We start from the raw sequence: 22,719 nt of genomic DNA, 5'->3' as shown, positions 1-22,719 counted from the left end.
CTGGCTACACTGCCGCGCGTGCAAACCTTCGACGCCATCATCGTCGGCGCCGGCGCCGCCGGCCTGTTCTGCGCCGGCATCGCCGGCCAGCGCGGGCGGCGCGTGCTGCTGATCGACCACAGCCCCAAGATCGCCGAGAAGATCCGCATCTCCGGCGGCGGGCGCGCCAACTTCACCAACCGCGACCTCGACCCGCGCGCGCCGCAGAAGCACTTCGTGGGCGAGAACCCGAACTTCTGCCGCTCGGCGCTCTCGCGCTACACCCCCACCGACTTCATCGGCCTGCTGCAGCGCCACGGCGTCGCCTGGCACGAAAAGCACAGGGGCCAGCTGTTCTGCGACCGCTCGGCCGACGACCTGATCCAGGTGCTGCTGCGCGAGTGCGAGGCCGGCGGCGTCGACCGCTGGCAGCCCTGCGCCGTGCGGGCCGTGCGGCAGGACGGCGACGGCGCCTACGCGCTGGACACCGACCGCGGCCCGGTGCGTGCCCCGAAGCTGGTGGTGGCCACCGGTGGCCTGCCCGTCCCGCAGATCGGCGCCAGCGACTTCGGCCTGCGCCTGGCGGCCCAGTTCGGGCTGCGCGTGGTCGAACCGCGCCCCGCCCTGGTGCCGCTGACCTTCGACGGCGCCGCCTGGGCGCCCTACGCGGGCCTGGCCGGGCTCGCGCTGCCGGTGCGCATCGAGACCGGCGGCAAGAAAGACCGCATGGCCTTCGACGAAGACCTGCTCTTCACCCACCGCGGCCTGTCGGGCCCGGCGGTGCTGCAGATCTCCAGCTACTGGCAGGCCGGTGCGCCGATCCGCCTGAACCTGGCGCCCGACACCGACCTGGGCGCGGCCCTGAGCGAAGCCAAGCGCCGATCGCGCAAGCGGCTGGCCAACGAACTGGCCCAGTGGGTGCCCGCCCGCCTGGCCGACGCCTGGGCCGCCCAGGACGGCGACTGGCAGCGCCCCGTGATGGAAACCGCCGACCGCGCCCTGGCCCGCCTGGCCGAGCGCCTGCAGCGCTGGGAGCTGGTGCCCACCGGCACCGAGGGCTGGCGCAAGGCCGAGGTCATGCGCGGCGGGGTGGACACCCACGAGCTGTCCCAGCAGACCCTGGAATCGCGCCAGGCCGGGCTGTTCTTCATCGGCGAGGTGGTGGACGTGACCGGCTGGCTCGGCGGGTACAACTTCCAGTGGGCCTGGGCCTCGGCCCACGCCTGCGCCCAGGCGCTCTGAGCGTGGGCCCCCACGCCCCACCGCTGCGCGGGTCGCTGCCCGCCCGCGGGGGCTGATCGGCCTGGAGACGGCCCGGCGGCGGGTCGACCCGGGTAGCGAGCGCTGTAGAAACGTCTATAATCGCGGGCTTTGCTGGCAAATTCCCGTCGGCCAATACTAGTTTCAGACGGGACACCTCGCAGCCAAGAAGGCCGGGCCTGATCTTCCCCGCCATCCTCTGGCCGCATATTCAGGAATCGATCGATACATGACCACCATCCGTGTCAAAGACAACGAGCCCTTCGACGTGGCTCTGCGTCGCTTCAAGCGCACCATTGAAAAACTCGGCCTGCTGACCGACCTCCGCGCCCGCGAGTTCTACGAGAAGCCCACCGCCGAGCGCAAGCGCAAGAAAGCCGCCGCGGTCAAGCGCCATTTCAAGCGCGTTCGTTCCATGCAGCTGCCCAAGAAGCTGTACTGAACGAAGCCGGTCCGTCCGGCACCGAAAGCCCGCTCCAGGACGCTAGAGCGGGCTTTTTCGTTTCCCCTTCCCTCTTTCCTGCGCTGCGCCTGCCGGCAGCGCCACCGGAGCGACACCATGAGCCTCAAAGCCCGCATCACCGACGACATGAAAGCCGCCATGCGCGCCAAGGAAACCGAGCGCCTGGCCACCATCCGCCTGCTGACGGCGGCGATCAAGCAGAAGGAAGTGGACGAGCGCATCGAACTCGACGACGCCGCCGTGGTGGGCGTGATCGACAAGATGGTCAAGCAGCGCAAGGACTCCATCGCCGCCTTCGAACAGGGCAATCGCCCCGACCTGGCGGCCAAGGAAGCCGCCGAGCTGACCGTGCTGCAGGCCTACCTGCCCGAGCGCCTGTCGGCCGAGGCCGTGGCGGCCGAGGTAAAGGCCATCGTGGCGGAACTGGGCGCCAAGGGACCGGGCGACATGGGCAAGGTCATGGGCGCGGTGAAAACGCGCCTGGCGGGCAAGGCCGACATGGGGCAGGTGTCGGCGGCGGTGAAGGCGGCGCTGGCGGGATAAGCCGCGGGCGCGGCGCCCAGGCGGCGCCCGCCGCCGCTGGCATCAACTGCCGGCGACCTTCATGCGGTTCACCAGCACCGATCCCACCGTCTTGGCGCCGTAGTTGTAGGCGTCCGCGCCCACGGCCTCGACGCCCATGAGCATGTCCTTGAGGTTGCCGGCGATGGTGATCTCCTGCACCGGGTAGGCGATCACGCCGTCCTCGACCCAGTAGCCCGCGGCGCCGCGCGAGTAGTCGCCCGTGACGGGGTTGACGCCCTGGCCCATGAGCTCGGTGACGAACAGGCCACGGCCCAGCTTCCTGAGCATGGCGTCGAGGTCGTCGCCCGCCTTCGTGCGCCGGCTGGTCAGCGTGAGGTTGTGCGACCCGCCCGCGTTGCCGGTGGTGCGCATGCCCAGCTTGCGCGCCGAGTAGGTGGACAGGAAATAGCCCTGCACCACACCCCCCTCGACCACGCGGCGGGGCGCGGTGCGCACGCCCTCGTCGTCGAACGGCGAGCTGCCCTTGCCGCCGCGCACGAAGGGGTCCTCGTCGATGTCCAGGTGAGCGGCCATGGCCGGCTTGCCCAGGCTGTCGGCCAGGAAGCTGGTCTTGCGGTACAGCGCGCCGCCGCTGGTGGCCTGCACATAGGCGCCCAGCAGGCCGGCGGCCAGGGGCGATTCGAACAGCACCGGGCACTCGGTGGTGGCGATCTTTCGCGCGCGCAGGCGCGAGAGCGCGCGCTCGGCGGCGTAACGGCCCACGGCCTCGGGCGTGGCCAGGTCCTGCGGCGCGCGCATGGAGCTGTACCAGTAGTCGCGCTGCATCTGCGCGCCCTTGCCGGCGATGGGCGCCACCGACAGGCTGTGGCGCGAGCTGGCGTAGCCGCCGCTGAAGGTGCCGTCGCCGCCGCGCTCGCCGCCACGCAGGTGCGCGCCGAAGAAGTGCGACTGCTGCGCCGAGACGCTGGCGCCTTCGCTGTTGGTGATCTTCTTGCTGGTGGCAAAGGCCGCGGCCTCGCAGGCCAGGGCCAGTTCGGCGGCCTGCTCCGAGGTGACGGCCCAGGGGTGGAAGAGGTCCAGGTCGCGCGCGCGGTCGGCCCGAGAGGCCACGTCCTGCGCGTCGGGCAGGCCCGCCACGGGGTCTTCGGCGGTGAAGCGGGCGATGTCGTAGGCGGCCTGTACGGTCTGGCGCACGGCGGCGGCGGAGAAGTCGGAGGTGCTGGCGTTGCCGCGGCGGCGGCCCAGGTAAACCGTGACGCCCAGGGACTTGTCGCGGTTGCGCTCGACGTTTTCCAGCTCGCCCTTGCGCACCGACACGCTCAGGCCCGCGCCCTCGGAAACTTCGGCCGCGGCGTCGGCCGCGCCCAGGGATTTGGCGTGGCCCAGGGCCAGATCGACCAGTTCCTCGAACTGGTGGCGGCTGTACTGGAATCCGGGCAAGGGGGTGTTCGAGGCGGTCTTGGACATGGCGGCCGCTATGATACGGGCCCCTTTGCGAGACGTCCGCCGCCCCGCACAAGCCCCATCCCTTCCCCATGTCGCGCAAACCCACCCGAGGCTATTTCGTTCGCGGCCACTTTGTTGCCGAGGGCAGCGAGCTCGACCAGGAGCTCAAGCGCGACGCCAAGGGCGGCGAACTGAGCAAGACCGACCTGAAGAAGCTCAGCGATCGCCTGCAGAACCTGGGCGAGCAGCTGCTCACGCTGCGCGGCGACCTGTTCAACCGCCTGGGCCTGGACGACCGCCTGGTCGATTCGCTGGCCGAGGCGCGGCGCATCACCAACTTCGAGGGCCGGCGCCGGCAGATGCAGTACATCGGCAAGCTCATGCGCAAGCTGCCCGACGAGACCATCGCCGCCATCGAGGCCGCCATCGAGGAGCAGCAGCGGCCCTCGGCCGAGGCCACGCTGCAGCTGCACCAGGCCGAACAGTGGCGCGACCGCCTGATCGCCGACGACGGCGCCCTCACCGACTGGCTGGCCCAGGACGCCGGGGCCGACGTGCAGCAGCTGCGCACCCTCATCCGCCAGGCCCGCAAGGACGCGCAGGCCGTGAAGGAACGGCCCGGCGAGGCGCAGCGCCATGGCAAGGCCTACCGAGAGATCTTCCAACACGTCAAGGCCGCGCTGGCGCGCGGCGAAGGCGACGAACCCGGCGACCCAGCATGAGCGAACCCTCTCCCGCGCACGACCCGGTGCGCATCGGCATCGTCTCCATCAGCGACCGCGCCAGCAGCGGCGTCTACCAGGACCAGGGCCTGCCCGCGCTGCAGGACTGGCTGACGCGCGCACTGAAGAACCCCATCACTTTCGAGGCCCGCCTCATCCCCGACGAACAGGCGCGTATCAGCGAGACGCTCATCGAGCTGGTGGACCTGGGCTGCGCGCTGGTGCTCACCACCGGCGGCACCGGCCCGGCCAAGCGCGACGTGACGCCCGAGGCCACGCTGGCCGTGGCGCACAAGGAGATGCCGGGCTTCGGCGAGCAGATGCGCCAGGTGAGCCTGGCCTTCGTGCCCACGGCCATCCTCTCGCGCCAGGTCGCCGTCATCCGCGACGAATCGCTGATCATCAACCTGCCCGGCCAGCCCAAGGCCATCGCCGAAACGCTGGAAGGCGCGAAGAACGCCGACGGCTCGGTGCGCGTCAACGGCATCTTCTCGGCCGTGCCCTACTGCATCGACCTCATCGGCGGCCCGTACATCGAAACGCACGACGAAGTGATCAAGGCCTGGCGCCCGAAGAACGCGGTGCGCCCCGCCCGCTGAAGCCACCACCCGAGGAACCCGCCATGAAAATCGAAAAAGACACCGTCGTCACCGTCACCGCGCGCATCCAGAACGCCCAAGGCAAGGTGCTGGACGAAGGCAAGACCGCGCGCGCCTACCTGCACGGCGGCTACGGCAACACGCTGCACGGCATCGAGGTGGCGCTGGAGGGACAGGAAAAGGGCTTCGGCACCACCGTCACCCTGCAGCCCTCGCTGGCCTTCGGCGAACGCGACGAATCCCTGGTCACCAGCATCCCGAAGACGCAGTTCCCGCCCGGCATCAAGGTCGGCGGCCAGCTGGAAGGCTCCGACGAGCAGGGCCGGCGCCACCTGTTCACCGTCAAGAAGATCAAGGGTGACACCGTGCACCTCGACGGCAACCACCCGCTCGCGGGCGAAGACCTGACCATCACCCTGAAGGTGCTGGACGTGCGCGCGGCCTCGCCCGAGGAAATCCAGCACGGCCACGCGCACGGCGCGCACGGCCACCACCACTGACCCCCCTTCGCCGGCCGGACGGCCGTCTTCCCCCCGGGAACGGTGGCTGCGGCCCGGCAAATACCGGTGCCGCGGCGCCACAGGCTCAGGACCTCACTTGCCCACCAGCTGGTTGAGCTTGTCGGCCTGGAAGTGCTCTTCGCGCTGGGCGTCCCGGGGCACGCAGTCGCGCTCGCGCGCCTCGGCCAGTTTCTCGATCGCCTGCCACAGCAGCGCGATCTGGTGCTCCTGGCTGGCGGTGCTGTCGATCAGGCTGCGCATGGCCTGCGACAGCGGGTCGTCTTCCTGGGTGATGCCGTAGGCCGAGAACTTGGGCTTGGCGTCTTCGGTCACGTCGGCGCTCTCGCCCTTCTTGCTGGGGATGATGCGGGCCGGAATGCCCACGGCCGTGGCGCCCGCGGGCACGGGCTTGATCACCACCGCGTTGCTGCCGATCTTGGCGCCGTCGCCGACCTCGAAGCCACCCAGCACCTTGGCGCCCGCGCTCACCACCACGTCGCGGCCCAGCGTGGGGTGGCGCTTGGTGCCCTTGTACAGCGAGGTGCCGCCCAGGGTGACGCCCTGGTAGATGGTGCAGCCGTCGCCGATCTCGGCCGTCTCGCCCACCACCGTGCCCATGGCGTGGTCGAAGAACACCCGCTCGCCGATCTTCGCGCCCGGGTGGATTTCGATGCCGGTGAAGAAGCGGCCCAGGTGCGAGATGAAGCGCCCCAGCCACTTGAAGCCACGGTTCCAGCAGCCATGCGCCAGGCGGTGCAGCACCACGGCGTGCAGGCCCGGGTAACACGTCAGCACTTCGAAGGTGCTGCGCGCGGCCGGGTCGCGCTCAAGGATGCATTGGACGTCGGAGCGGAGGCGGTCGAACATGAGACGGGCTGTATCAGGGCCGTGCAGTCTAGCGTTTCGCGCGCTCGGCGGTCTGCAGCATGGCGCGGGCAACACCGCGAAGAATGTGGACTTCTTCGTCGGTGGGTTGCGCGCGGTTGAAGAGTTGTTGCAGGCGCGGCATCAGCTTCTTGGGCGCGGCCGGGTCCAGGAAGTCCACCGCCACCAGGGCCTGCTGCAGGTGCTCCAGCATGCCGGCCACGGCCGCCGCGTCGGCTCCCGGGCGCGCGGCCACGGGCGAGTCGACCGCGAAGCCCCCCAGGGCCTGGCGCCAGTCGTAGGCGATGAGCTGCACCGCGGCCGCCAGGTTGAGCGAGCCATAGCCCGGCGCGGTGGGAATGGACAGGGCCGCGTGGCAACGGTAGACGTCCTCGTTGGCCATGCCGAAGCGCTCGCTGCCGAACAGGAAGGCCACGCCGGACGGCGGCGCGGGCTCGGCCAACAGGGCGGCGAAGTGCTCGCGCGGGGCCCGCGTGGGCGGGCCGAAGTCGCGCGGCGTCATGGCGGTGGCGCACAGGTGGGTGATGCCGTCCAGGGCTTCGTCCAGCGTGTCGACCACGCGCGTCTTGGCCAGCACGTCGGTGGCGCCGCTGGCGCGCTGGATGGTCTCCTCCTTGCGCAGCACATTGGGCCAGCGCGGGCGAACCAGCACCAGTTCGTCGAAGCCCATGACCTTGAGGGCGCGCGCGGCGCCGCCGACGTTGCCGGCGTGGCTGGTTTCGATCAGGACGAAGCGGGTTTTCATGCGGGGAACGGCGTTGGGCGCCGGCCTAGTAAAATCGCCCGCCATTGTCGCCGCCCGCATCGCCGGGCCCGGCGCGCCCCCACCCCCTGCTCTTCACCGTTGCGCCCCGGCGCGAAGGTCACAATCCATGTCGTCCAGCTACCACCCCATGCTCAACGTGGCCATCAAGGCCGCGCGCGCCGCCGGCGCCATCATCAACCGCGCCGCGCTCGACGTTGAAGCCGTGCGGGTGACGGCCAAGCAGACCAACGATTTCGTCACCGAGATCGACCACGCGGCCGAGGCCGCGATCATCGAGACCCTGAAAACCGCCTACCCCGGCCACGGAATCTGGGCCGAGGAGTCCGGCCAGCAGCCCGGCAAGGGCCGCGAAAAGGACCACGTGTGGATCATCGATCCGCTGGACGGCACCACCAACTTCATCCACGGCTTTCCCGTCTACTGCGTGAGCATCGCGCTCATGGTGGGCAACCGCATCGAGCAGGCCGTGGTGTACGACCCCTCCCGAAACGACCTGTTCTGCGCCACGCGGGGGCGCGGCGCCTACCTGAACGAGCGCCGCATCCGCGTGGCCAAGCGCACCTCGCTGCGCGACTGCCTGCTGTCCACGGGCTTCCCGTTCCGCCCGGGCGACGCCTTCCAGACCTACATGCAGATGCTGGGCGAGGTCATGCCCAAGGTGGCTGGCGTGCGCCGCCCGGGCTCGGCCGCGCTGGACCTGGCCTACGTGGCCGCCGGCTTTTCCGACGGCTTCTTCGAGATGGGCCTGTCGCCCTGGGACGTGGCGGCGGGCGCGCTGCTGGTGACCGAGGCCGGCGGCCTGATCGGCAACTTCACCGGCGAGCCGGACTTCCTGGAGCAGAAGGAATGCCTGGCAGCCAACCCCCGGGTCTATGGCCAACTGGTGGCCCTGACGGGCAAGTACAGCAAGTTCGCCAGCGCGGGCGACAAGGCCGCGGTGCGCCAGGCCCGCGCGGCGGCGCGCAAGACGGTGGGCAAGCCCGCCGCCCCCGAGGCGGACGCGGCGCCGGACACCGAGGACCCCGCCGAGCGCGAGTGAGCCTCAGGCCCGGGGCAGGCTGAACCAGAACGTGGCGCCCTGCCCCGGCGCCGATTCGGCCCAGACACGGCCGCCGTGCCGCTCGACGATGCGCTGGACGATGGCCAACCCGACCCCCATGCCCGGCACCTCGCTGTTGGCGTGCAGGCGCTGGAACAGGCCGAACAGCTTGGCCGCGCGCGCCATGTCGAAGCCCATGCCGTTGTCGCGCACGAAGTAGGCGTGCAGGGCTGGGTCATGGCCCAGCCACACGCGCGGCTCCGCCTGCTGGCGCGAGTACTTCATGGCGTTGTCCACCAGGTTGCTCAGCACCTGACGCAGGAGGGTGGCATCGCCCAGGGCCTCGGGCAGCTCGCCCACCTCGATGGGCAGCTGCGGCGCCTGCGGCCCCAGCGACTCGGCCACGGCGTGGGCCAGCGCGGTCATGTCCACCGGCCGGGGCTCCAGTTCCACCTGCACCACGCGCAGCAGCTCCAGCATGTCGGTGATCATCTGCCCCATGTTGCGCGCCGAGCGCGAAATGCGCAGGAACATCTCGCGCCCGCTCTCGCTCAGTCGCTGCGACTCCTCCTCGGCCAGGATCTGCGCGAAGCCGTTGACCGAACGCAGTGGCGCGCGCAGGTCGTGCGCGATGGAGTACGAGATGGCCTCCATGTCGCGCATGGAGCGCTCCAGTTCGGCGGTGCGCTCGCGCACGCGCTGCTCCAGGCCGGCGTTGAGGGCGCGGATCTGTTCCTGCGCGGCCACGCGCTCGCTGATGTCCAGGTGCGTGCCCGACATATAGAGCGCACGGTCCTCGGCGTCGCGCTGGTGCACGCGCCCGCGCGAGTTCACCCAGACCCAGTGGCCGTCCTTGTGGCGCAGGCGCAGGTCGCATTCGTAGTACGGCAAGAGCCCCGAGGTGTGGCGCTCGCGCGCCTCGATGGCGCGCGGCAGGTCCTCGGGGTGCACGCGCGAGGACCAGGTCGCATGGTTCACGGGCTCGAGCTCGGCGCGCGCGTAACCCAGCATCTCGGCCCAGCGGTCGTTGATGCTCATGCTGCCGTCGGCCAGGTTGGTTTCCCAGATGCCGGGCCGCGTGGCCTCCAGCACCCAGGCCAGGCGCTGGCGCTCGCCGCGCAGCGCTTCCTGGGCCTCGATGTAGGAGGTGACGTCGGCGTAGGTGCGCACCAGGCCGCCTTCGGGAAAGCGGAAGGTGTGGATCTCCAGCGTGCGGCCCTCGCGCGTGCGGCGCCAGTACTGCTCGGGCAGGTCGGCGCGCGGGTCGAGCGCCACGTAGCTGCGCGCGCGCGGCTCGACCCAGTTGAACTCGGGCCCGAAGTCGCCGCGCCGGGCCTGGTAGACCACCACATCGTCGTGCAGCGGGCGCTCGCGCATCATCTCGTCGGGCAGGTCCAGCAGCTCCAGGAAGCGCCGGTTGTAGACGCTCACGCGGCCCTCGGTGTCGATCTTCACCAGACCCTGGGTGATGCTGTCCAGCGTGACCTGCAGCGCGGCACTTTTCTCGGCCAACAGGGCGCCGGTGGCCTGCAGTTGGGCGCTGGTGCGCAGGCGCTCCCCGTGGTGGCGCCAGGCCAGCACGAGCTGGCGCAGCGCGCCCAGCAAGGGCTGAAGAAAAGCGACGTCGTCGGCGCCGTAGCCACCGGGCTGGTTGGCCAGGCCCACCATGGCCACCAGGCGCTCGCCCACGGCCAGCGGAATGCCCAGGAAGGCGTTGAGCGCCGGATGCCCGCCGGGCATGCCCGCCGCACGCGGGTCGTGGGCCGGGTCGTTGGCGATCACGGTTTCCCCGGTGCGCAGCGCGTGCCCGAACAGGGTGTTCAGGTTGCGGAACTCCATGCCGGCATCCGCGTGCGCCGCGAAGGCCAGGCGCGAGGCCTCGTCCCACGAGATATCGGTCATGGCGTGCGTGCGCAGATAGGGCTGGTCCCGGTCGTCGTACTGCACCTCGCCCAGAAAGCCGTAGGTGCTGTCGGTGACGCCGAGAAAGGCGTCGAGCAGGCCCTCGAAGGCGCGGCGCTTGTCCTCGGCCTCAATGAACACCGACTGCGCCTGCGTGATAGCCGAGAGCATGCGGTTGACGCGTTCGCGGCGCAGCGCTTCCTGGCGCGCCTCGGTCACGTCGGTGGCCAGGCCGTGCCAGACCACGCTGCCGTCGGGCTCGCGCTGCGGCGTGCTGTCCAGGCTGAGCCAGCGCAGGCCCAGCGTGGGCAGCAGCACGCGGTAGGTTTCGCGCCAAGGCAGCAGGTGTTGCGCCGAGTAGGCCAGCGTGGCGATCACGCGCGCCCGGTCCTCGGGGTGCAGCACCTGGAACAGCTTGCGCGGCTCGCGCATGAGCGCGGCGGCGTCCTCGTCGAACAGCTCGCGCACGGCCTCGTTGATGTAGCCGAGCGCGGTGCGCCCGTCGGGCGTGAGGCGGGCCTGGTAGAAGATGCCCGGCACGCGCGCGGCGATGTTCTGCAGCAGCCGCAGTTGCTCGGCCAGCCGCTCGCTGGCCTCGCGCTCGGTGGTGATGTCCTGCACCACGCCGAAGTCGGTCTGCGGGTTGCCCTTGACCAGGGTCAGCCCCATGCGCGTGCGGAACCAGCGCACTTGGCCATCGGGGTGCAGCCAGCGGAAGGCCAGTTCGCGGCCGTCGCGGCGCTCGCGCGCGGCCAGCCAGGCGGCGCGGTCGTCCGGGTGGATGCCGGCGCGCACCTCGGCGCGGGTCAGGCGCTGGCTGCGCGGCCGTCCGGTGATGGCGAACAGGCCCGGCGACCAGAAGACCTCCTCGTCGTCCTCGGCGTTCGTCCAGTGGCCCAGGTGGGCGGTGCTCTCCATCACGCTGTGCAGCTCCACGCGCTGCTGCAGCTCCAGGTTGGTGGCGCGCAGGGCCTGGGCGGTCTGCTCGCGCGCCGCCTCGGCCAGCACCTCGCGGTCGGCCTGGGTGATCTGCACCAACAGCAGGGCCTCGGGCCGCTCATCCGTCACGGGCAGCTGCACCGCGTGCATGCGCACGAGGTGCGGGTCACCCCCCTTGAAGCGCACCACCGTGGGCGCCAGCGTGCCCGGCACCAGGGCCAGCGCGGCCGTGCGCTCGGCCTCGTCGTTCCAGTGGCCGAGCTCCACCGTGGTGCGCCCGATCGCGTCGCGCCGGGCGATGCCCGACAGCGCCTCCCAGGCCGCGTTGACGTCGATCACCAGGCCGTCGCTCACGCGCGTGACACAGGCGGCCACGGGCGAGAGCCGGAACAGCTCCTGGTACGGCAGCGGGGCTTCGGCGTCCATGGCGGGCGCCTCAGGCAAAGGGCTGCGTGCCGCCGAAGTCGCCGATCGGCACGGTATGGCTCACGAGCCGGCCACCGTGCCACAGGTGGAGTTGGAAGGCGGGGGGTTCCATGACGTATCCATCGGCCGACGACTGCAGCAAATTGAGCGCGATCTGATGCGCCGTGCTGGGGCAGACGCTGGCCACCGTGCCGCCGAAGCGCACCTGGATACTGCGGTGCAGATGGCCGCACAGGATGACCTGCACCTGGCCGTGCCGCCGCACGATCGCCTCCAGCGCCTCGGCGCCGTCCAGCAGGCCCATGGCGTCCATGTGGCCGATGCCGGTGGCGAACGGCGGGTGGTGCATGGCAACGACAGTGGGCGTGGCGTCCTCGGCCAGGCGCTGGTCGAGCCAGTCGAGCCGGCGCGCGCACAAGGCGCCGTGGCCCTGGCGCGGCACCACGGTGTCGAGCACCAGCAGGCGCAGCGGGCCCAGGCTGGCCGCGTACTGCCAGAAGCCCGGCAGGCGGGCGGTGTGCGGGCCGGCGCGGCCACCGAAGGCCTCGGCGAGGGCCTCGCGCTCGTCGTGGTTGCCCGCCACGGGGTACAGGGGCAGGTCGATGGGCGCGAGCAGTTCCAGCAGGTGGGCGTAGGACGCGGCGCCGCCAGCTTCCACCAGGTCGCCGGAGAGCAGCAGCGCGTCGGGCCGGGGTTGCAGCGCCGCTACGGCCTCCAGGCCGGCGCGCGCCATGGCGTTGGTGTCGACCACGCCGTTGGCCAGTTGGCCCGGCGCGCAGACGTGCAGGTCGGACACCTGGGCGATCAGCATGGGGAGAGCGGCGGGCTCGTGGGTGGGCGGGTGCCGGGCATTCACGCATCATCCACAGGCGCCCGGCGCCCGGCAAGCCTCCGAAACCCGAGGCCTCCCCCCATTTCGGGGGAGGCAGGCCAGTCGGGTTTGATGCCAGCTTTGGCGAGCAAGCGCGCGCAGCGGTCCTGCTCCATGCACAGGAGAGCGGCCGACGCCTGGCGGCCAAGGGATGGATGAAGTGGGTGCGGCTGGCGGCCAGCGCCTAGGCCATCGCCTAGGCCATCGCCGGGGCCCGGCTCGACGACGTGGCCGCCTTCATGCGGACGCGCGACCGACGTGTGAATCCGGATGCAATCGGATAGGGACGCTAGTTCCAGCAGCGGGTAGCTGCGGCGGCACCCTTCGCGCCGGTCTGGTTGAGGGTAAGGGTCCCGCAACGCGTGTCGCTCGCCTGGGGCCCCTGAGGTACGGCCTGCAGTGCATAGGCCGAGGCGGTGGGGTTGGCCGTGAACGAAAAGACATAGGCCCCTGCCAAATCGTTGCGGCAGGTCAGCGCAGGGAGTTGCGCGTTGGTCACGGCGGTGCCGCACCCCGCACCGGTCGCGTTGTAGCGCAAGCAGGTGGTGTAGTTGCGCTCCATCCATTGCGACAGTTCGGTCAGACAGGCGCCGGCGGCGGCACGGCGCGTCTTCTGCACGTGGCTGGTGTAACTGGGGTACGCCACAGCCGCGAGGATGGCCACTATGGCTACTGTGATCATGAGTTCGATCAGAGTGAAACCCCTCGAGCGTGCGCGTTGAATCGGATCTGGGTTCTGCATCATCAACACCTTAAAGCGAAGAGTCACCTCATCACTTGCTTTTCGAAAACCATCAATCGCGAACGACTTCGCGCCATGTCAGGCGGCCACGCACCGGCGTCAAGCCAAGGTTGACCCTAATCGACCCCATGGTGCCAGTTGAACCGCCCACGACGAGTTGATTACCCACCAAAATTGCCTCCCCCGGCATTCCAATGCCCAGATCGACTGCGCCAATGTATGCGCCATTCACCGTGTCGTCCAAGAAACTGCCATTGTCATTTACATCGAAAAATGGCCGGGTTAAGGCCGCCCCAGTGAATGGATTGATCGCGGCGACAACACCCGTACCGCCAGGCACGCACTCGTCGAACTGCGGACGAATGATGCTGGCCACCAACGCCGGCTCGACCGCCCGAAGGGTATTGGAAGCGGTGATGATGCGCTCCGGTTGCGGCAGATCAATATAGAAGCCCCGCTTGCCAACCATGTCGTTTGCCGATGCAGACGAAAACGTGCGGACATTTCGCCCAGCAAAAGTCACTGACAAACTCATGGTGCGCGGCACAAGCTCGTTGCGACCCGTGGTGATGGGCGCGCCATCGTCGATCAAGCCGTACCATGATTGCGAAGCTGCGCCTGCGGGCGGCGTGACATTGTCGCCTGTTCGAAAATAGCTGCCGGTTCCGAAATGCACAAACAACTTACCGAAGTTGGCATCTGCATTGACGAAGTTGCGCACGAGGCGAAGTTGGGCTGTGATGGGCTGTGCGTTGCCCGCGGCATCTTTCGCAACATACAAGGGCTGACCTGCATAAGCCACGCCCCAGAGGCTGGGGCTCGAACTGCTGAGATCGAACTTCCAAACGTTGCCCATCATGTCACCGGCGTACACGTGATCGATATAGCCGTCGTTATCAGAGTCAAACACACCGGGCGCAGCCAGTCCGTTGTCACCACCCGCACTGGTAGCAATTCTGCGGATGAGTGCGCCAGTCTCGAGATTAATGATGTAAAGAGCGGCTCGCGCGTTCGCGCTGTTGTATCCGTTCCCGACGATAACCACCCAGACGTCCGAGCCATCCACCTTCATGCGCGCCACCACCGGACGGCCAAGAACATGTCCCATGTCGTCCATTTCCGGATCGCTCAGCGAGGTCTCCCACAGAACGTTCGAGCCATCGAAGGTGTTTGGGTTGGTGACATTCAATGCAAACAAGCCGCGCCCGCCGCGCCCAAGAGCGGCGACGAGAAGGTTGCGCCCTGTGGTTTGACTTCTCGAGGTGACCGCGATTTCGCCGTCAACAAAGTAGCGATGACTCTCGTTGTACCCAAGCTCCGACAACGCCCGAATTCCCGCACATGCCGAACCTGAGCATGAGGCCGGCTTTGGCATCACGCTGCTGGGAATATACGCAAAGACTTCTTGGCCGTTCTGTGCGTTGAAAGCGTGCAGCATCCCATCGTTTGCCCCTACATACAGGGTATCGGTGTCTTTTGCATACACCGGGGACGAATGCGCGATATCGCCAAGCACGGTCGCTCCGCGGTCTCGAAGGCTACCGCCGTTCTGCAGTTCACGCGATCGATTACCCCGAAGATAATTGACCAAATTCGCATCATTTTTGAAGAGCGCCAGATCACCATTGGCCGTCAGAATGTCGCCGGTGAACTCCGCACTGCCCACAAGAGCATTGGGTGAGGTGTAGAAAATGCGCCGCCCAACGTCGTTCAACAAGTGATCTGAAGCACGCCAGCTTGCCGTTTCGTTCACACCCTTGGAGGTGATGCCTTTCGCCTCCAATTCCCCCGCCCAATTTTGAGCATTGAACTTGGCCTGGAATGCACGGGTGTCCTCGCGCAAGTCGGTCGAGTTGGAGCTAATATTTCCAGCGGAACCGCTTTTGTCAATAATGCTATTGAAGGTCTTTCTCAACGTATCCTTCAACGTCAGAGGGTTTTGGACCAAAAAGTAGGTATCGGGAACACCGTCGTTGTCCGCGTCCCACTCCACCGACAGATTGGGCGTTTTACTCTTGTCGCGATCGACGAAACCGCCGTACTTCGCCGCATACCAAAGCGGATTGTTCAAGAACGCAGCGCCCCCCGTTGTTCCGGGATTAAACACAAAAGTATTGGGCGTCTCGCCAATTTGCGGCAAACGATCGCAGTTGGCAGGCCGATTGGACGCGACATCACACATGCCAGACTTTTTGCTGGGGTCCGGCGCATTCAGGAAGTAGTACCGAGAGGAGCTTTCGTCCTGCGCCACAAGATAGGGGCCATCACGATCCGTACCAGAGATCACATAACCCATCACCTGCTGCGCGCTGCCCGCTTGATAACGCGGCGTCACGGTCACTGAGAGCGTGTTATTGGCATTGGCCTCGACCCGGTACTCCGCAATCGCATCCATGTCGTGATCGCCCCCCTGCTCCACGTCTTCGAAGTTGATCTGAAATCGTGCTGAATACCGGCCGCCATTCACCGTCGCATCAAAATCATTGGCACTCGAGTTGACGATGGACTCGACATAGAAATCAACGATCTGGTTGGTCGGCTGATAGGCGCCCTTTGCATTGGATACGCCATTGCCTCCGACCGTCTTGGCAAATGGCACCAGGCTGATTTCCTTACCATTGGGCAATTTCGCAACGATTCGCGGCAGTGGTGAGCTCAGGGCCACAGCATAGGTGTCGGCATACACCTCGCGACCGGCACCGAATTCCGGCCGCAGGTTTCGGGTTTTGGCGTAATACGCAATTGATGCAGCATAAAAAGAGCCATCCTTGGTCGGCTCTTCGGGAGACAGGCCACGAATATTGCCCAGTGAGCTGACTTCCTTGGGCGTGGGGGAACGGTCATCGATGGAGCCCGACTGAGCGATGAAGAACTGGCGCCCCGTGATATTGGACTCGATCGCCGTGATTGTGCCGCCGAGGGCGGTTACGTTTAGACCTGTGATGTCCCCCGAAAAGTAGCTGTTTGTTGTTCCGCGCAACGGAAAACTACTACCGGGCAATTGATCGGAATCGTATGAGGGGCTGATATCAGAAATCGTCAGCAAATTGGGACGCGCGCAGAACGGCGCCTTGGCTTTGCTATTCGTCCTATCGTAGGGGTCGTCCCAGGTCACCCGGCTCAGACCCACGGCGGTGTCCATCGTGGTGCCCGTATTGAAGGCCGTGGTTGGCGCCTTTTTGCCGGAAAAATAGCGAACCGCTTCATACATCATTTCGGCGATGGGATTTCCCCAATCAACCAATTGACCTTCTGTTGGGTCCTTAGAAGAGTCGATATATGGACCGCTTTTCCAGTATTCGGACGAACTGCTGCTCTGGTTAAAACCTCGAATTCTTAAGTTATTAAAGGTATTTACGATCGAAGCTGTACTCGCGAACTGCCCGGTCGTGGCATTCACTTCATCGGAGAAGGACGACACCACTTTTCGCAAGCGGCCGCCCGAAAAGTGCTGATCGTAGCTGCCCGTGATAAGGCCAAACAGCATTGCACCGTTTTCGCCATATTCATGCAAAATTCCGATTGGTTTGTACTGATTATTCGGATACAAGCGACATTCATTGTGAAAGGCAGCGGTGCAGACCTCGACTCGGATGACAAGATCCCGCTGATTTCCTGTGCCGCTCGGGAACGCCCCTGACGAGAGATCGTTTTGCAGCACCGGCCGCTCTTTTGACGCCCACTCCCAGATGCGCTTGTTGTTGCCCACATTGGAACGTATACGCAATAACGGCTGCAGATTGCTGCAATTGTCCAACGTCGCGCAGCTCTGACTGCGGTTGGCTGTCAGACTGCCAAAGAAGTGACGTGTACTGGCGTTGGGGGGCTCATCCAGATCGGTGTAGTCACTGATTCTATAGTTGTGACTGCTGTGAAACTCCTTGCCCCAACTGTGCGCATCTTGGGGAATATAGGCGCGGCGCAACACGGTCTGCGAATTGGTGTCCACGTCCCGATACCCGCCGTAGAGCACTTTGCGCAAGGCGTCAATGCGGCTGGTGCTAACGTAGTTAAGCCAATTGCCCGACCACTCGCCCGAACTGCCCCCCACCGTGCAACGCCCCAGACTGTCAGCCTGAGAAGCTGGCTGGAACATCGACGCGGCGCTGTTATATGAGTAGCACAAGCCCGAGTCGAACAAGCCGTAGTAGGTGATGCCGGGTTTGAAGTAGAGGTCCAGCTGACCATCACCGTCGAGATCACTGGCGTCGTTGTAGGCCTCGTAAAAGAACTTGTGATCACGCCCGGCGATCAGCATGGTCATCGGCTTGGCGCTGACCATCGCGGTGAGCGGCTGCGCCGGCCACTCAAGCGCTTGGCTTGGCGTGTAAAGCAGGCCCAGCCCGAGGGCAAGCGCCGCAGTCAGCCCAGCACGACGAAGTGGGGTATGGTGCATCTGAATCTCCGTTCGGTCTGGCTCAATCGGTGGCGTAGATGGACTGCAACATCACCACTGCACGATCGGCGCCAGGTGCACTCCGGGCGGTGATCCGGTAGCGCTTGCAGTCGTTTGTGGAAGCCGGGTTGCCTGGCTGACAAGGAAAGGTGTCGCCCAGGTACTCAACAATGTACTGAGGAGTGATGGAGATTCCTCCATTGACAACTACCGTGGCCGAATGCCAACCGCCTGGATTGGGCGGCACGGCCAACAAGGGGTCTAGCCAGCGCTCGGTGTTGGCGGGATTGGGTGCGCCGCAAATGCCGTTGACACAGGCGGCTAAAGCGGCCGGAGTAGGACGGGCTGTTTCCACGATCGACTCGGCCTCTTTCAAGGCGGCCTCGGCCGCTTGAAACGACAAACCGCGATCGTACGTATTCGCGCTCATGCGCTCTTCCAGCGCAACCCCGCGCATCGCAGCGAGGCCTACCAAGGTCATCAGCACCAGCAGGATGAGCGCGACGACCAGGGCAACCCCGCGCTGCCGACCGATCCGAAGACGTCGATGGGTCAAGGACACATGGCTCGGCTTCATGGCGCAGGACGGTTGCGAAGGTTGACGACGTGAAACAGCTGTCGCCGCAGCGGCTGCTGATCTGTTCCCACTCGATTGGTGGTCTCCAAGTCCAAGGTCAGTCGCACGGCCACCACCAAGTCCGCGGCCGCGTTGTCCCAGGCGGCCACCGCACTCGCCGTCACCCAGTCATTGCCGAGATTTCCACTCGTCTGGTTGCGCAACAAGAATTGCGCCTGCATGCCTGTCACGCTTTCAGCCACTTCTTCCGGCACCCCTGTGCGGTTCATCCTGTACAGCGACGTCCCTCCTCGAGGGTTGTGGCCGACGTACCAGAAGTTGGCGGTGTACCGCGACACCATGCCGCCCGGCTGAAAGGTCTTGGGTGACCCGAGGGGAAAGCCGAGATCGGTGGTGGTATTGAGGGTACCGGCCTGAGCGTGCGTCAAGCTTCCGATTGGGGCGCCAGAGACGGCCGACAGCTGAGCAATGGCCGCACTCGCGCCATCGCAGACCATCACAACGTCACCTGCTGCAAGATCGTGATTGGGTGTATTCAACGAAAAGACATGGGTCGTGGGGTTGTGACCTGTCACGACAAAGCCGTTAAACATGCCGCCACTGAGCACCGCAACCGCATGCGTTCCAGCCACCCGCTGCCCCACGCCCAATCCGAATGGCACGATGCCTACCGTGTCCTGAGTCTCGTCGTAACCACGAATGACACCGCCGTCCCAATCGGCCCACCACGTCGCCGCGGCATTGTTCAGCACATTCGCCGTAACGGTGGCTCCGCACAGGTTACCCCCCGCCTGCCGCACGTCTCGCGCCATCAATTCGAAAGCAACACGGGCGTTCTCCTGGAGACGAGCCAACCCCTCGTTCGCTCGGGCCGCCTGTTGGTTGCTCAGGAAAATGCTGATAACGCCACCAACGATGATCAGCCCCAGAACGAGTGCCACCATCAACTCGACTAGGCTGAAGCCTCGCACACGCGAGCGTGAGCTGCGACAGCTCACTCGATAGACCAAGCGCACATTCCTCATAGCCGGCTACTGGTGGTGAAGGTCTGGTTGCCCAGGCCGCCGGCTCGGCTGTCATCCCAAACGATCGTAACGGTGCAAACTCCAGCCGCATCGCAGCTGATAGCGCCGCAGGTGTCATCGGTATCGCCGAGCGTGTTACGCATACTTTGCAGCCAGTGCTTACGGCTATTGCCCGACAGGTCTGCAGTCGCGACCGCATCGGGACTGCACGTGGAGGGCATGTTGTAGTTCAACGCAATGGCTCCAACACGATCTGCACGCAAAACATCGAGCATGTAATAGCTCAACATCACAGCTTGGCTGCGACCGTAACTGCTCTGATTGGCTTTCAGTGCATTGGCTTGCAGGCCAGCCATTCCCAGCAGGCCCAAAGACAGCACCAGCACGGCAACCAGAACTTCAATCAAGCCAACGCCACGCTCTCGCGCGAAGAAGGAACGCCGAAGCGGTCTCGATGTTGCGTGCGTCACTGCGGTTTTCACGGTGTCGGGCATGAGTCATCCACATTTCCGGGAGTGGTAGAGGTTAGGCGGCCTGTCGCCAGCACCTCGATGTCGCGCGCTCGATTGCTGTTCGAGAGCACTTCGGGGTAGCAGACTCGGATTCGACCACCTTGCAATGCGCCAGCCATGGTCCTCATGGTGCCGTCGGCGGCGAATGACAGGAAATTCGCGGCGCCGGCGTTACCCCTGACCAACAGAGGCGGTGCCAATGCCTGACCATGGAGTAGCACAGTTTCCCCGGCATCCACGCTGGGGTTGACGGCCGCCCGGGTAACATCGGTGAAGCTGATCCAGCCCTGCTCCCATCCTCCGGCGACCGTGCAAGAAACGCCGTCGGCGCTCTTGCACAAGGTGATGCGCCCGCCTCGCCGAATGGCCTCACTGCGTGCCGCAGCGATAGCACTGATCAAGTCATTTGTGGATGCCGTCAATCGATTGCCGGCCAGAGCGCTGCGAAAGCTGGGTACGGCGATCGCCAACAGAATGGCGAGCATAGCTACAGCGACCATCAGTTCGATCAGCGTGAAGCCGTTCAGCACCAACGAGCGCCTTTTTTTACTGGTAAGGAGTAGCCGAGCTTGCATCCCGACATGTTTCCGCGTCCCGGCTCGCCAGCACGCTCCGACAGACAAGCGTCTGCGAGGCAACGACGAGTGGTTACAAACGGATGCGTTTCGCATCGAGAGGATGGCTGAGGCCATTCGGCTCACCAGCCAGCAAAATGGGGGTATCGGTATCCTCGCCCCTGCCGGCACTGCCCTCCTCTTTCAAACTGACGAAAGGCCGTTTTGGCCGCACGACCACTTGATCATGGGCCAGATGCTGCGCGCGGTGCCCATTGGCCTGTGGCCGCAGGGGCTCAGGTCGGAATGGCCCCCGGCAAGGGGCCAAGCTCGAAGGCCCGCACCTTCACCCCCTGAGTCGCTCCACGACGGCCGTCCGGGCCGCTGTGTTGCGTCGGCCGCCGCAGGGCCTTGCGCTCGCGGGTGGCACGCTTGTCGCCCTCCGCCCGCATGGGGGTTCACGGGGCGGCCATCGCGCGGCGAGCGAACCACCGAAGGTAGCGGCGAAGGTGGCTCTGCCGCCGAGCAGCACCTGGCGGTGCGAGAGTTCGCGGGAATCGCTGGCGTGGTCGGACATGGGAGGGCCCCTTCTGGTTGGGGAAAGCGCTTCGAATCCGATCGAAAGCAGATAAAGAGTCCCGCGAGTCGCATAATGGTGAGCGCACCCGACACCGCCAGCTTGCCATGTCCCCCAACCGCCCCGACCCCGCCATCGCGCTGCACGGCGCCTCCAACTTCCGCGACCTCGGCGGCCTGGCCGGCGACGGCGGGCGGCGCGTGCGGCGCGCCCTGGTGTACCGCTCCGACCACCTGGGCCGCCTGAGCGACGAGGACCTGCAACGCCTGAACGCGCTGGGCGTGTCGCACTGCGTGGACCTGCGCGGCCCCGCCGAATGCCGGGCCCTGCCCAACCGCCTGCCGGGCATCACCATCGAGCACCTGAGCATCGACCCCACGGTGCTGCGCCGCGTGCGCGAGCGCCAGAAGCAGGGGCAGCCGCTGGGCCGGGCCGAGGCGGTGGCCCTGATGCAGGATACCTACCAGGACTTCGTGCGCCTGCGGGGCGCCGTCTTCGGCCAATTGCTCGCGCGCATCGCGGGGCGCGAGGCACCGCTGGTGTTCCACTGCACCGCCGGCAAGGACCGCACCGGCATGGCCGCCGCGCTGCTGCTGGGCGCGCTGGGCGTGCACCGCGACGAGGTGATGGCCGACTACCTGCTCACCAACCGCCTGTACCGGCGCGACACACGCGTGGAAGAGCCCGCGCCGCCCGAGGTGCTGGAGGTGCTGTGGCAGGTGCAGCCCGAGTTCCTGCACACGGCCTGGCGCTGCATCGACGAGGAGTTCGGCGGCCTGGACGCCTACCTGGCCGGACCGGTGGGGCTGGACGGGGCGGCGCGCGAGCGGCTGCGCGAGCGGTTGCTGGCCGAGGCCTGAGCGGGTTGCGGACTCAGCCGCGCCCTTCGCCCGCGACCGGCTGAGCGCCGCGCCAAGCGCCGTCTCGACAAGCGCCATCTCGACAAGCGCCATCTCGACAAGCGCCGTCTCGACAAGCGCCATCTCGATAGGCCTGCGGCGTGAGGGCGTGCTGGCGGGCGAATGCCCGCTGCAGCGCGTCCACCGACCGGAATCCGCTGCGGCTCGCGATGCGTTCCTGGGTCCATTGCGTCTGCACCAACAGTTGCGCCGCCGCGGCCACGCGGGCCCGAACCACGAAGCGGGCCGGCGTGCAACCCACCTCCGCCGCGAACGCCCGCGCGAAGTGGCGGGCGCTCATGCCCGAGCGTTCCGCTAGCGCCTCCACCGACAGGTCCTCCTGCAGGTGCGTGCCGATCCATGCCACCACCTCGCGCAGGCGCCGGCTGGCCGCCGACTGCGCCTTCAAGGCCGGGCTGAGCTGTGGCTCGCGCGCGCCGCGCAGCAGGGGCAGCGCCAGCGTGCGCGCGATCTCCATCGCCACCGCGTGGCCAAGGTCGTCCTCCACCAAGGCCAGCGCCAGCTCAAGGCCCGTGGTGACGCCGGCCGAGGTCCACACCGGCCCATCGCGCACGTAGATGCGTTCGCGCAGCACGCGCGCCTGGGGACGCAGCGCCTGCAGTTGGTCGCAGACGCGCCAGTGGGTGGTGGCCTCGCGGCCGTCGAGCAGGCCGGCGGCGGCCAGCGCGAACGCGCCGCTGCAGACGCTGGCGACGCGGCGCGCGCCCCGCGCCTGCCGCGCCAGCCAGGCGCCCACCTGGTGTTCGGCAATGGCCGCCCGGACCGCCGGCTCGTCGCCGCCGCAGACGATCAGCGTGTCGATCGGCGTGGGCAAGCGCTCGAATCCCGTGGTGTCGGCCAGGCGCAGGCCGGCGTTGGTCGCCACCGTGTGGCCCGAAGGCGACGCGATGTGCAGCCGGTAGCTGCCGGGGCGCAGCGCCTCGGCTTTGCTGAACACGCTGGAGGGCCCGGCGACGTCGATCGCCTCGACGCCATCGAACACGACGAGAACCAGGTGTCTGGCAGGAATCGCGGCCTCTGTGTCCTTGTCCGGCGCGTGGGAGGTTCGTAGGCTCATGGCACTCAGGAGCTCGAGATGTTCACACCCCTACTCT

20 protein-coding genes are annotated in these 22,719 nt (G+C 66.8%); 8 read left to right on the top strand and 12 right to left on the bottom strand.

All coding sequences use genetic code 11. The features are described 5' to 3' along the window. Window positions 1–9: 9 nt before the first annotated feature. The 3 genes from BHU06_RS02925 (at window position 10) to BHU06_RS02915 (ending at window position 2,245) form a co-directional block, all read left to right on the top strand. On the top strand, window positions 10–1,221 hold the full coding sequence (locus tag BHU06_RS02925; RefSeq protein ID WP_175442790.1) for an NAD(P)/FAD-dependent oxidoreductase: 1,212 nt from the start codon (window positions 10–12) through the stop codon (window positions 1,219–1,221). 247 nt (window positions 1,222–1,468) lie between these two features. Next, entirely contained in the window at window positions 1,469–1,681 is a 213-nt protein-coding gene (rpsU, locus tag BHU06_RS02920) for a 30S ribosomal protein S21 (protein ID WP_009520186.1), read from the top strand. A 117-nt stretch (window positions 1,682–1,798) separates the two neighbouring features. Beyond that, window positions 1,799–2,245, top strand: coding sequence for a GatB/YqeY domain-containing protein (locus BHU06_RS02915; protein WP_070397621.1), 447 nt, complete (start codon window positions 1,799–1,801; stop codon window positions 2,243–2,245). Window positions 2,246–2,287: 42 nt separating this feature from the next. Here the strand turns inward: BHU06_RS02915 and pmbA are convergent, their stop codons facing one another. Continuing rightward, on the bottom strand, window positions 2,288–3,694 hold the full coding sequence (pmbA, locus tag BHU06_RS02910; protein WP_070397620.1) for a metalloprotease PmbA: 1,407 nt from the start codon (window positions 3,692–3,694) through the stop codon (window positions 2,288–2,290). Between the two features lie 68 nt (window positions 3,695–3,762). Between pmbA and yjgA the strand changes: the two genes are divergently transcribed. The 3 genes from yjgA to BHU06_RS02895 are packed head-to-tail and all read left to right on the top strand — an operon-like array spanning window position 3,763 to window position 5,494. Next, entirely contained in the window at window positions 3,763–4,395 is a 633-nt protein-coding gene (gene yjgA / locus BHU06_RS02905) for a ribosome biogenesis factor YjgA (RefSeq protein WP_070397619.1), read from the top strand. Then, window positions 4,392–4,994 (top strand): molybdopterin adenylyltransferase, encoded by a 603-nt coding sequence (gene mog / locus BHU06_RS02900; protein ID WP_070397618.1) that lies wholly within the window; start codon window positions 4,392–4,394, stop codon window positions 4,992–4,994. The genes yjgA and mog overlap by 4 nt, the downstream gene beginning before the upstream one ends. Before the next feature lie 23 nt (window positions 4,995–5,017). Further along, window positions 5,018–5,494, top strand: coding sequence for a peptidylprolyl isomerase (locus BHU06_RS02895; RefSeq protein WP_070397617.1), 477 nt, complete (start codon window positions 5,018–5,020; stop codon window positions 5,492–5,494). 93 nt (window positions 5,495–5,587) lie between these two features. Here the strand turns inward: BHU06_RS02895 and cysE are convergent, their stop codons facing one another. Both cysE and BHU06_RS02885 read right to left on the bottom strand, forming a co-directional pair. After that, window positions 5,588–6,361 carry a serine O-acetyltransferase gene (gene cysE / locus BHU06_RS02890; protein ID WP_070397616.1) on the bottom strand — a complete coding sequence of 258 codons (774 nt, stop codon included), beginning with the start codon at window positions 6,359–6,361 and terminating at the stop codon, window positions 5,588–5,590. Window positions 6,362–6,389: 28 nt separating this feature from the next. Further along, window positions 6,390–7,124, bottom strand: coding sequence for an RNA methyltransferase (locus BHU06_RS02885; protein ID WP_070397615.1), 735 nt, complete (start codon window positions 7,122–7,124; stop codon window positions 6,390–6,392). 127 nt (window positions 7,125–7,251) lie between these two features. On the opposite strand from BHU06_RS02885, the gene BHU06_RS02880 reads away from it, so the two are divergent. Continuing rightward, window positions 7,252–8,184: an inositol monophosphatase family protein gene (locus BHU06_RS02880; protein WP_070397614.1), complete on the top strand. Its 933-nt coding sequence runs from the start codon at window positions 7,252–7,254 to the stop codon at window positions 8,182–8,184. A 3-nt stretch (window positions 8,185–8,187) separates the two neighbouring features. Here BHU06_RS02880 and BHU06_RS02875 read toward each other — a convergent pair whose 3' ends face one another. The 8 genes from BHU06_RS02875 to BHU06_RS21990 all read right to left on the bottom strand — a co-directional run bounded on the left by BHU06_RS02875 (window position 8,188) and on the right by BHU06_RS21990 (window position 20,104). Continuing rightward, complete coding sequence (locus BHU06_RS02875; protein ID WP_070397613.1) at window positions 8,188–11,451, bottom strand: PAS domain-containing protein; 3,264 nt, start codon at window positions 11,449–11,451, stop codon at window positions 8,188–8,190. A 10-nt stretch (window positions 11,452–11,461) separates the two neighbouring features. Further along, the gene (locus BHU06_RS02870) at window positions 11,462–12,262 is read right to left on the bottom strand and encodes a phosphodiesterase (protein WP_070397612.1); all 801 of its coding nucleotides are present in this window, start codon (window positions 12,260–12,262) and stop codon (window positions 11,462–11,464) included. 349 nt (window positions 12,263–12,611) lie between these two features. Beyond that, complete coding sequence (locus BHU06_RS02865; protein ID WP_070397775.1) at window positions 12,612–13,064, bottom strand: type IV pilin protein; 453 nt, start codon at window positions 13,062–13,064, stop codon at window positions 12,612–12,614. Between the two features lie 52 nt (window positions 13,065–13,116). Continuing rightward, entirely contained in the window at window positions 13,117–17,460 is a 4,344-nt protein-coding gene (locus BHU06_RS02860) for a pilus assembly protein (RefSeq protein WP_070397611.1), read from the bottom strand. 22 nt (window positions 17,461–17,482) lie between these two features. Beyond that, window positions 17,483–18,037, bottom strand: coding sequence for a PilX N-terminal domain-containing pilus assembly protein (locus tag BHU06_RS02855; protein ID WP_070397610.1), 555 nt, complete (start codon window positions 18,035–18,037; stop codon window positions 17,483–17,485). Further along, window positions 18,034–19,062, bottom strand: a complete 1,029-nt coding sequence (locus BHU06_RS02850; protein WP_083292848.1) for a PilW family protein — start codon at window positions 19,060–19,062, stop codon at window positions 18,034–18,036. The genes BHU06_RS02855 and BHU06_RS02850 overlap by 4 nt, the downstream gene beginning before the upstream one ends. Continuing rightward, complete coding sequence (gene pilV, locus BHU06_RS21995; protein WP_139146932.1) at window positions 19,059–19,556, bottom strand: type IV pilus modification protein PilV; 498 nt, start codon at window positions 19,554–19,556, stop codon at window positions 19,059–19,061. Before pilV ends, BHU06_RS02850 begins: the two co-directional genes overlap by 4 nt. Continuing rightward, a complete protein-coding gene (locus BHU06_RS21990; RefSeq protein ID WP_275564512.1) occupies window positions 19,541–20,104 on the bottom strand; it encodes a GspH/FimT family pseudopilin in 564 nt (187 codons plus the stop codon). Before BHU06_RS21990 ends, pilV begins: the two co-directional genes overlap by 16 nt. A gap of 708 nt (window positions 20,105–20,812) precedes the next feature. Between BHU06_RS21990 and BHU06_RS02845 the strand changes: the two genes are divergently transcribed. Further along, a complete protein-coding gene (locus BHU06_RS02845; protein ID WP_070397608.1) occupies window positions 20,813–21,565 on the top strand; it encodes a tyrosine-protein phosphatase in 753 nt (250 codons plus the stop codon). Between the two features lie 13 nt (window positions 21,566–21,578). On the opposite strand, the gene BHU06_RS02840 is transcribed toward BHU06_RS02845, so the two are convergent. Continuing rightward, entirely contained in the window at window positions 21,579–22,682 is a 1,104-nt protein-coding gene (locus BHU06_RS02840; RefSeq protein WP_083292844.1) for a GlxA family transcriptional regulator, read from the bottom strand. Between the last annotated feature and the right edge of the window lie 37 nt (window positions 22,683–22,719).

This window comes from Hydrogenophaga sp. PML113, assembly GCF_001777155.1.
GTDB classification, from domain to species: domain Bacteria; phylum Pseudomonadota; class Gammaproteobacteria; order Burkholderiales; family Burkholderiaceae_C; genus Hydrogenophaga; species Hydrogenophaga borbori.
Note: the sequence above shows the minus strand (reverse complement) of the source record. Positions and strands in the feature narration are given on the sequence as shown.

Excerpts from the sequence above, each read along its gene's own strand:
- BHU06_RS02840 (WP_083292844.1), bottom strand. The coding sequence starts at position 22,682 with ATGAGCCTACGAACCTCCCACGCGCCGGACAAGGACACAGAGGCCGCG.
- BHU06_RS02855 (WP_070397610.1), bottom strand. The coding sequence starts at position 18,037 with ATGAAGCCGAGCCATGTGTCCTTGACCCATCGACGTCTTCGGATCGGT.
- mog (WP_070397618.1), top strand. The coding sequence starts at position 4,392 with ATGAGCGAACCCTCTCCCGCGCACGACCCGGTGCGCATCGGCATCGTC.
- rpsU (WP_009520186.1), top strand. The coding sequence starts at position 1,469 with ATGACCACCATCCGTGTCAAAGACAACGAGCCCTTCGACGTGGCTCTG.
- yjgA (WP_070397619.1), top strand. The coding sequence starts at position 3,763 with ATGTCGCGCAAACCCACCCGAGGCTATTTCGTTCGCGGCCACTTTGTT.
- BHU06_RS02880 (WP_070397614.1), top strand. The coding sequence starts at position 7,252 with ATGTCGTCCAGCTACCACCCCATGCTCAACGTGGCCATCAAGGCCGCG.
- BHU06_RS02860 (WP_070397611.1), bottom strand. The coding sequence starts at position 17,460 with ATGCACCATACCCCACTTCGTCGTGCTGGGCTGACTGCGGCGCTTGCC.
- BHU06_RS02865 (WP_070397775.1), bottom strand. The coding sequence starts at position 13,064 with ATGCAGAACCCAGATCCGATTCAACGCGCACGCTCGAGGGGTTTCACT.
- BHU06_RS02885 (WP_070397615.1), bottom strand. The coding sequence starts at position 7,124 with ATGAAAACCCGCTTCGTCCTGATCGAAACCAGCCACGCCGGCAACGTC.
- BHU06_RS02850 (WP_083292848.1), bottom strand. The coding sequence starts at position 19,062 with ATGAGGAATGTGCGCTTGGTCTATCGAGTGAGCTGTCGCAGCTCACGC.
- BHU06_RS02915 (WP_070397621.1), top strand. The coding sequence starts at position 1,799 with ATGAGCCTCAAAGCCCGCATCACCGACGACATGAAAGCCGCCATGCGC.
- BHU06_RS02845 (WP_070397608.1), top strand. The coding sequence starts at position 20,813 with ATGTCCCCCAACCGCCCCGACCCCGCCATCGCGCTGCACGGCGCCTCC.
- cysE (WP_070397616.1), bottom strand. The coding sequence starts at position 6,361 with ATGTTCGACCGCCTCCGCTCCGACGTCCAATGCATCCTTGAGCGCGAC.
- BHU06_RS02895 (WP_070397617.1), top strand. The coding sequence starts at position 5,018 with ATGAAAATCGAAAAAGACACCGTCGTCACCGTCACCGCGCGCATCCAG.
- BHU06_RS02870 (WP_070397612.1), bottom strand. The coding sequence starts at position 12,262 with ATGCTGATCGCCCAGGTGTCCGACCTGCACGTCTGCGCGCCGGGCCAA.
- pmbA (WP_070397620.1), bottom strand. The coding sequence starts at position 3,694 with ATGTCCAAGACCGCCTCGAACACCCCCTTGCCCGGATTCCAGTACAGC.
- BHU06_RS02875 (WP_070397613.1), bottom strand. The coding sequence starts at position 11,451 with ATGGACGCCGAAGCCCCGCTGCCGTACCAGGAGCTGTTCCGGCTCTCG.
- pilV (WP_139146932.1), bottom strand. The coding sequence starts at position 19,556 with ATGCCCGACACCGTGAAAACCGCAGTGACGCACGCAACATCGAGACCG.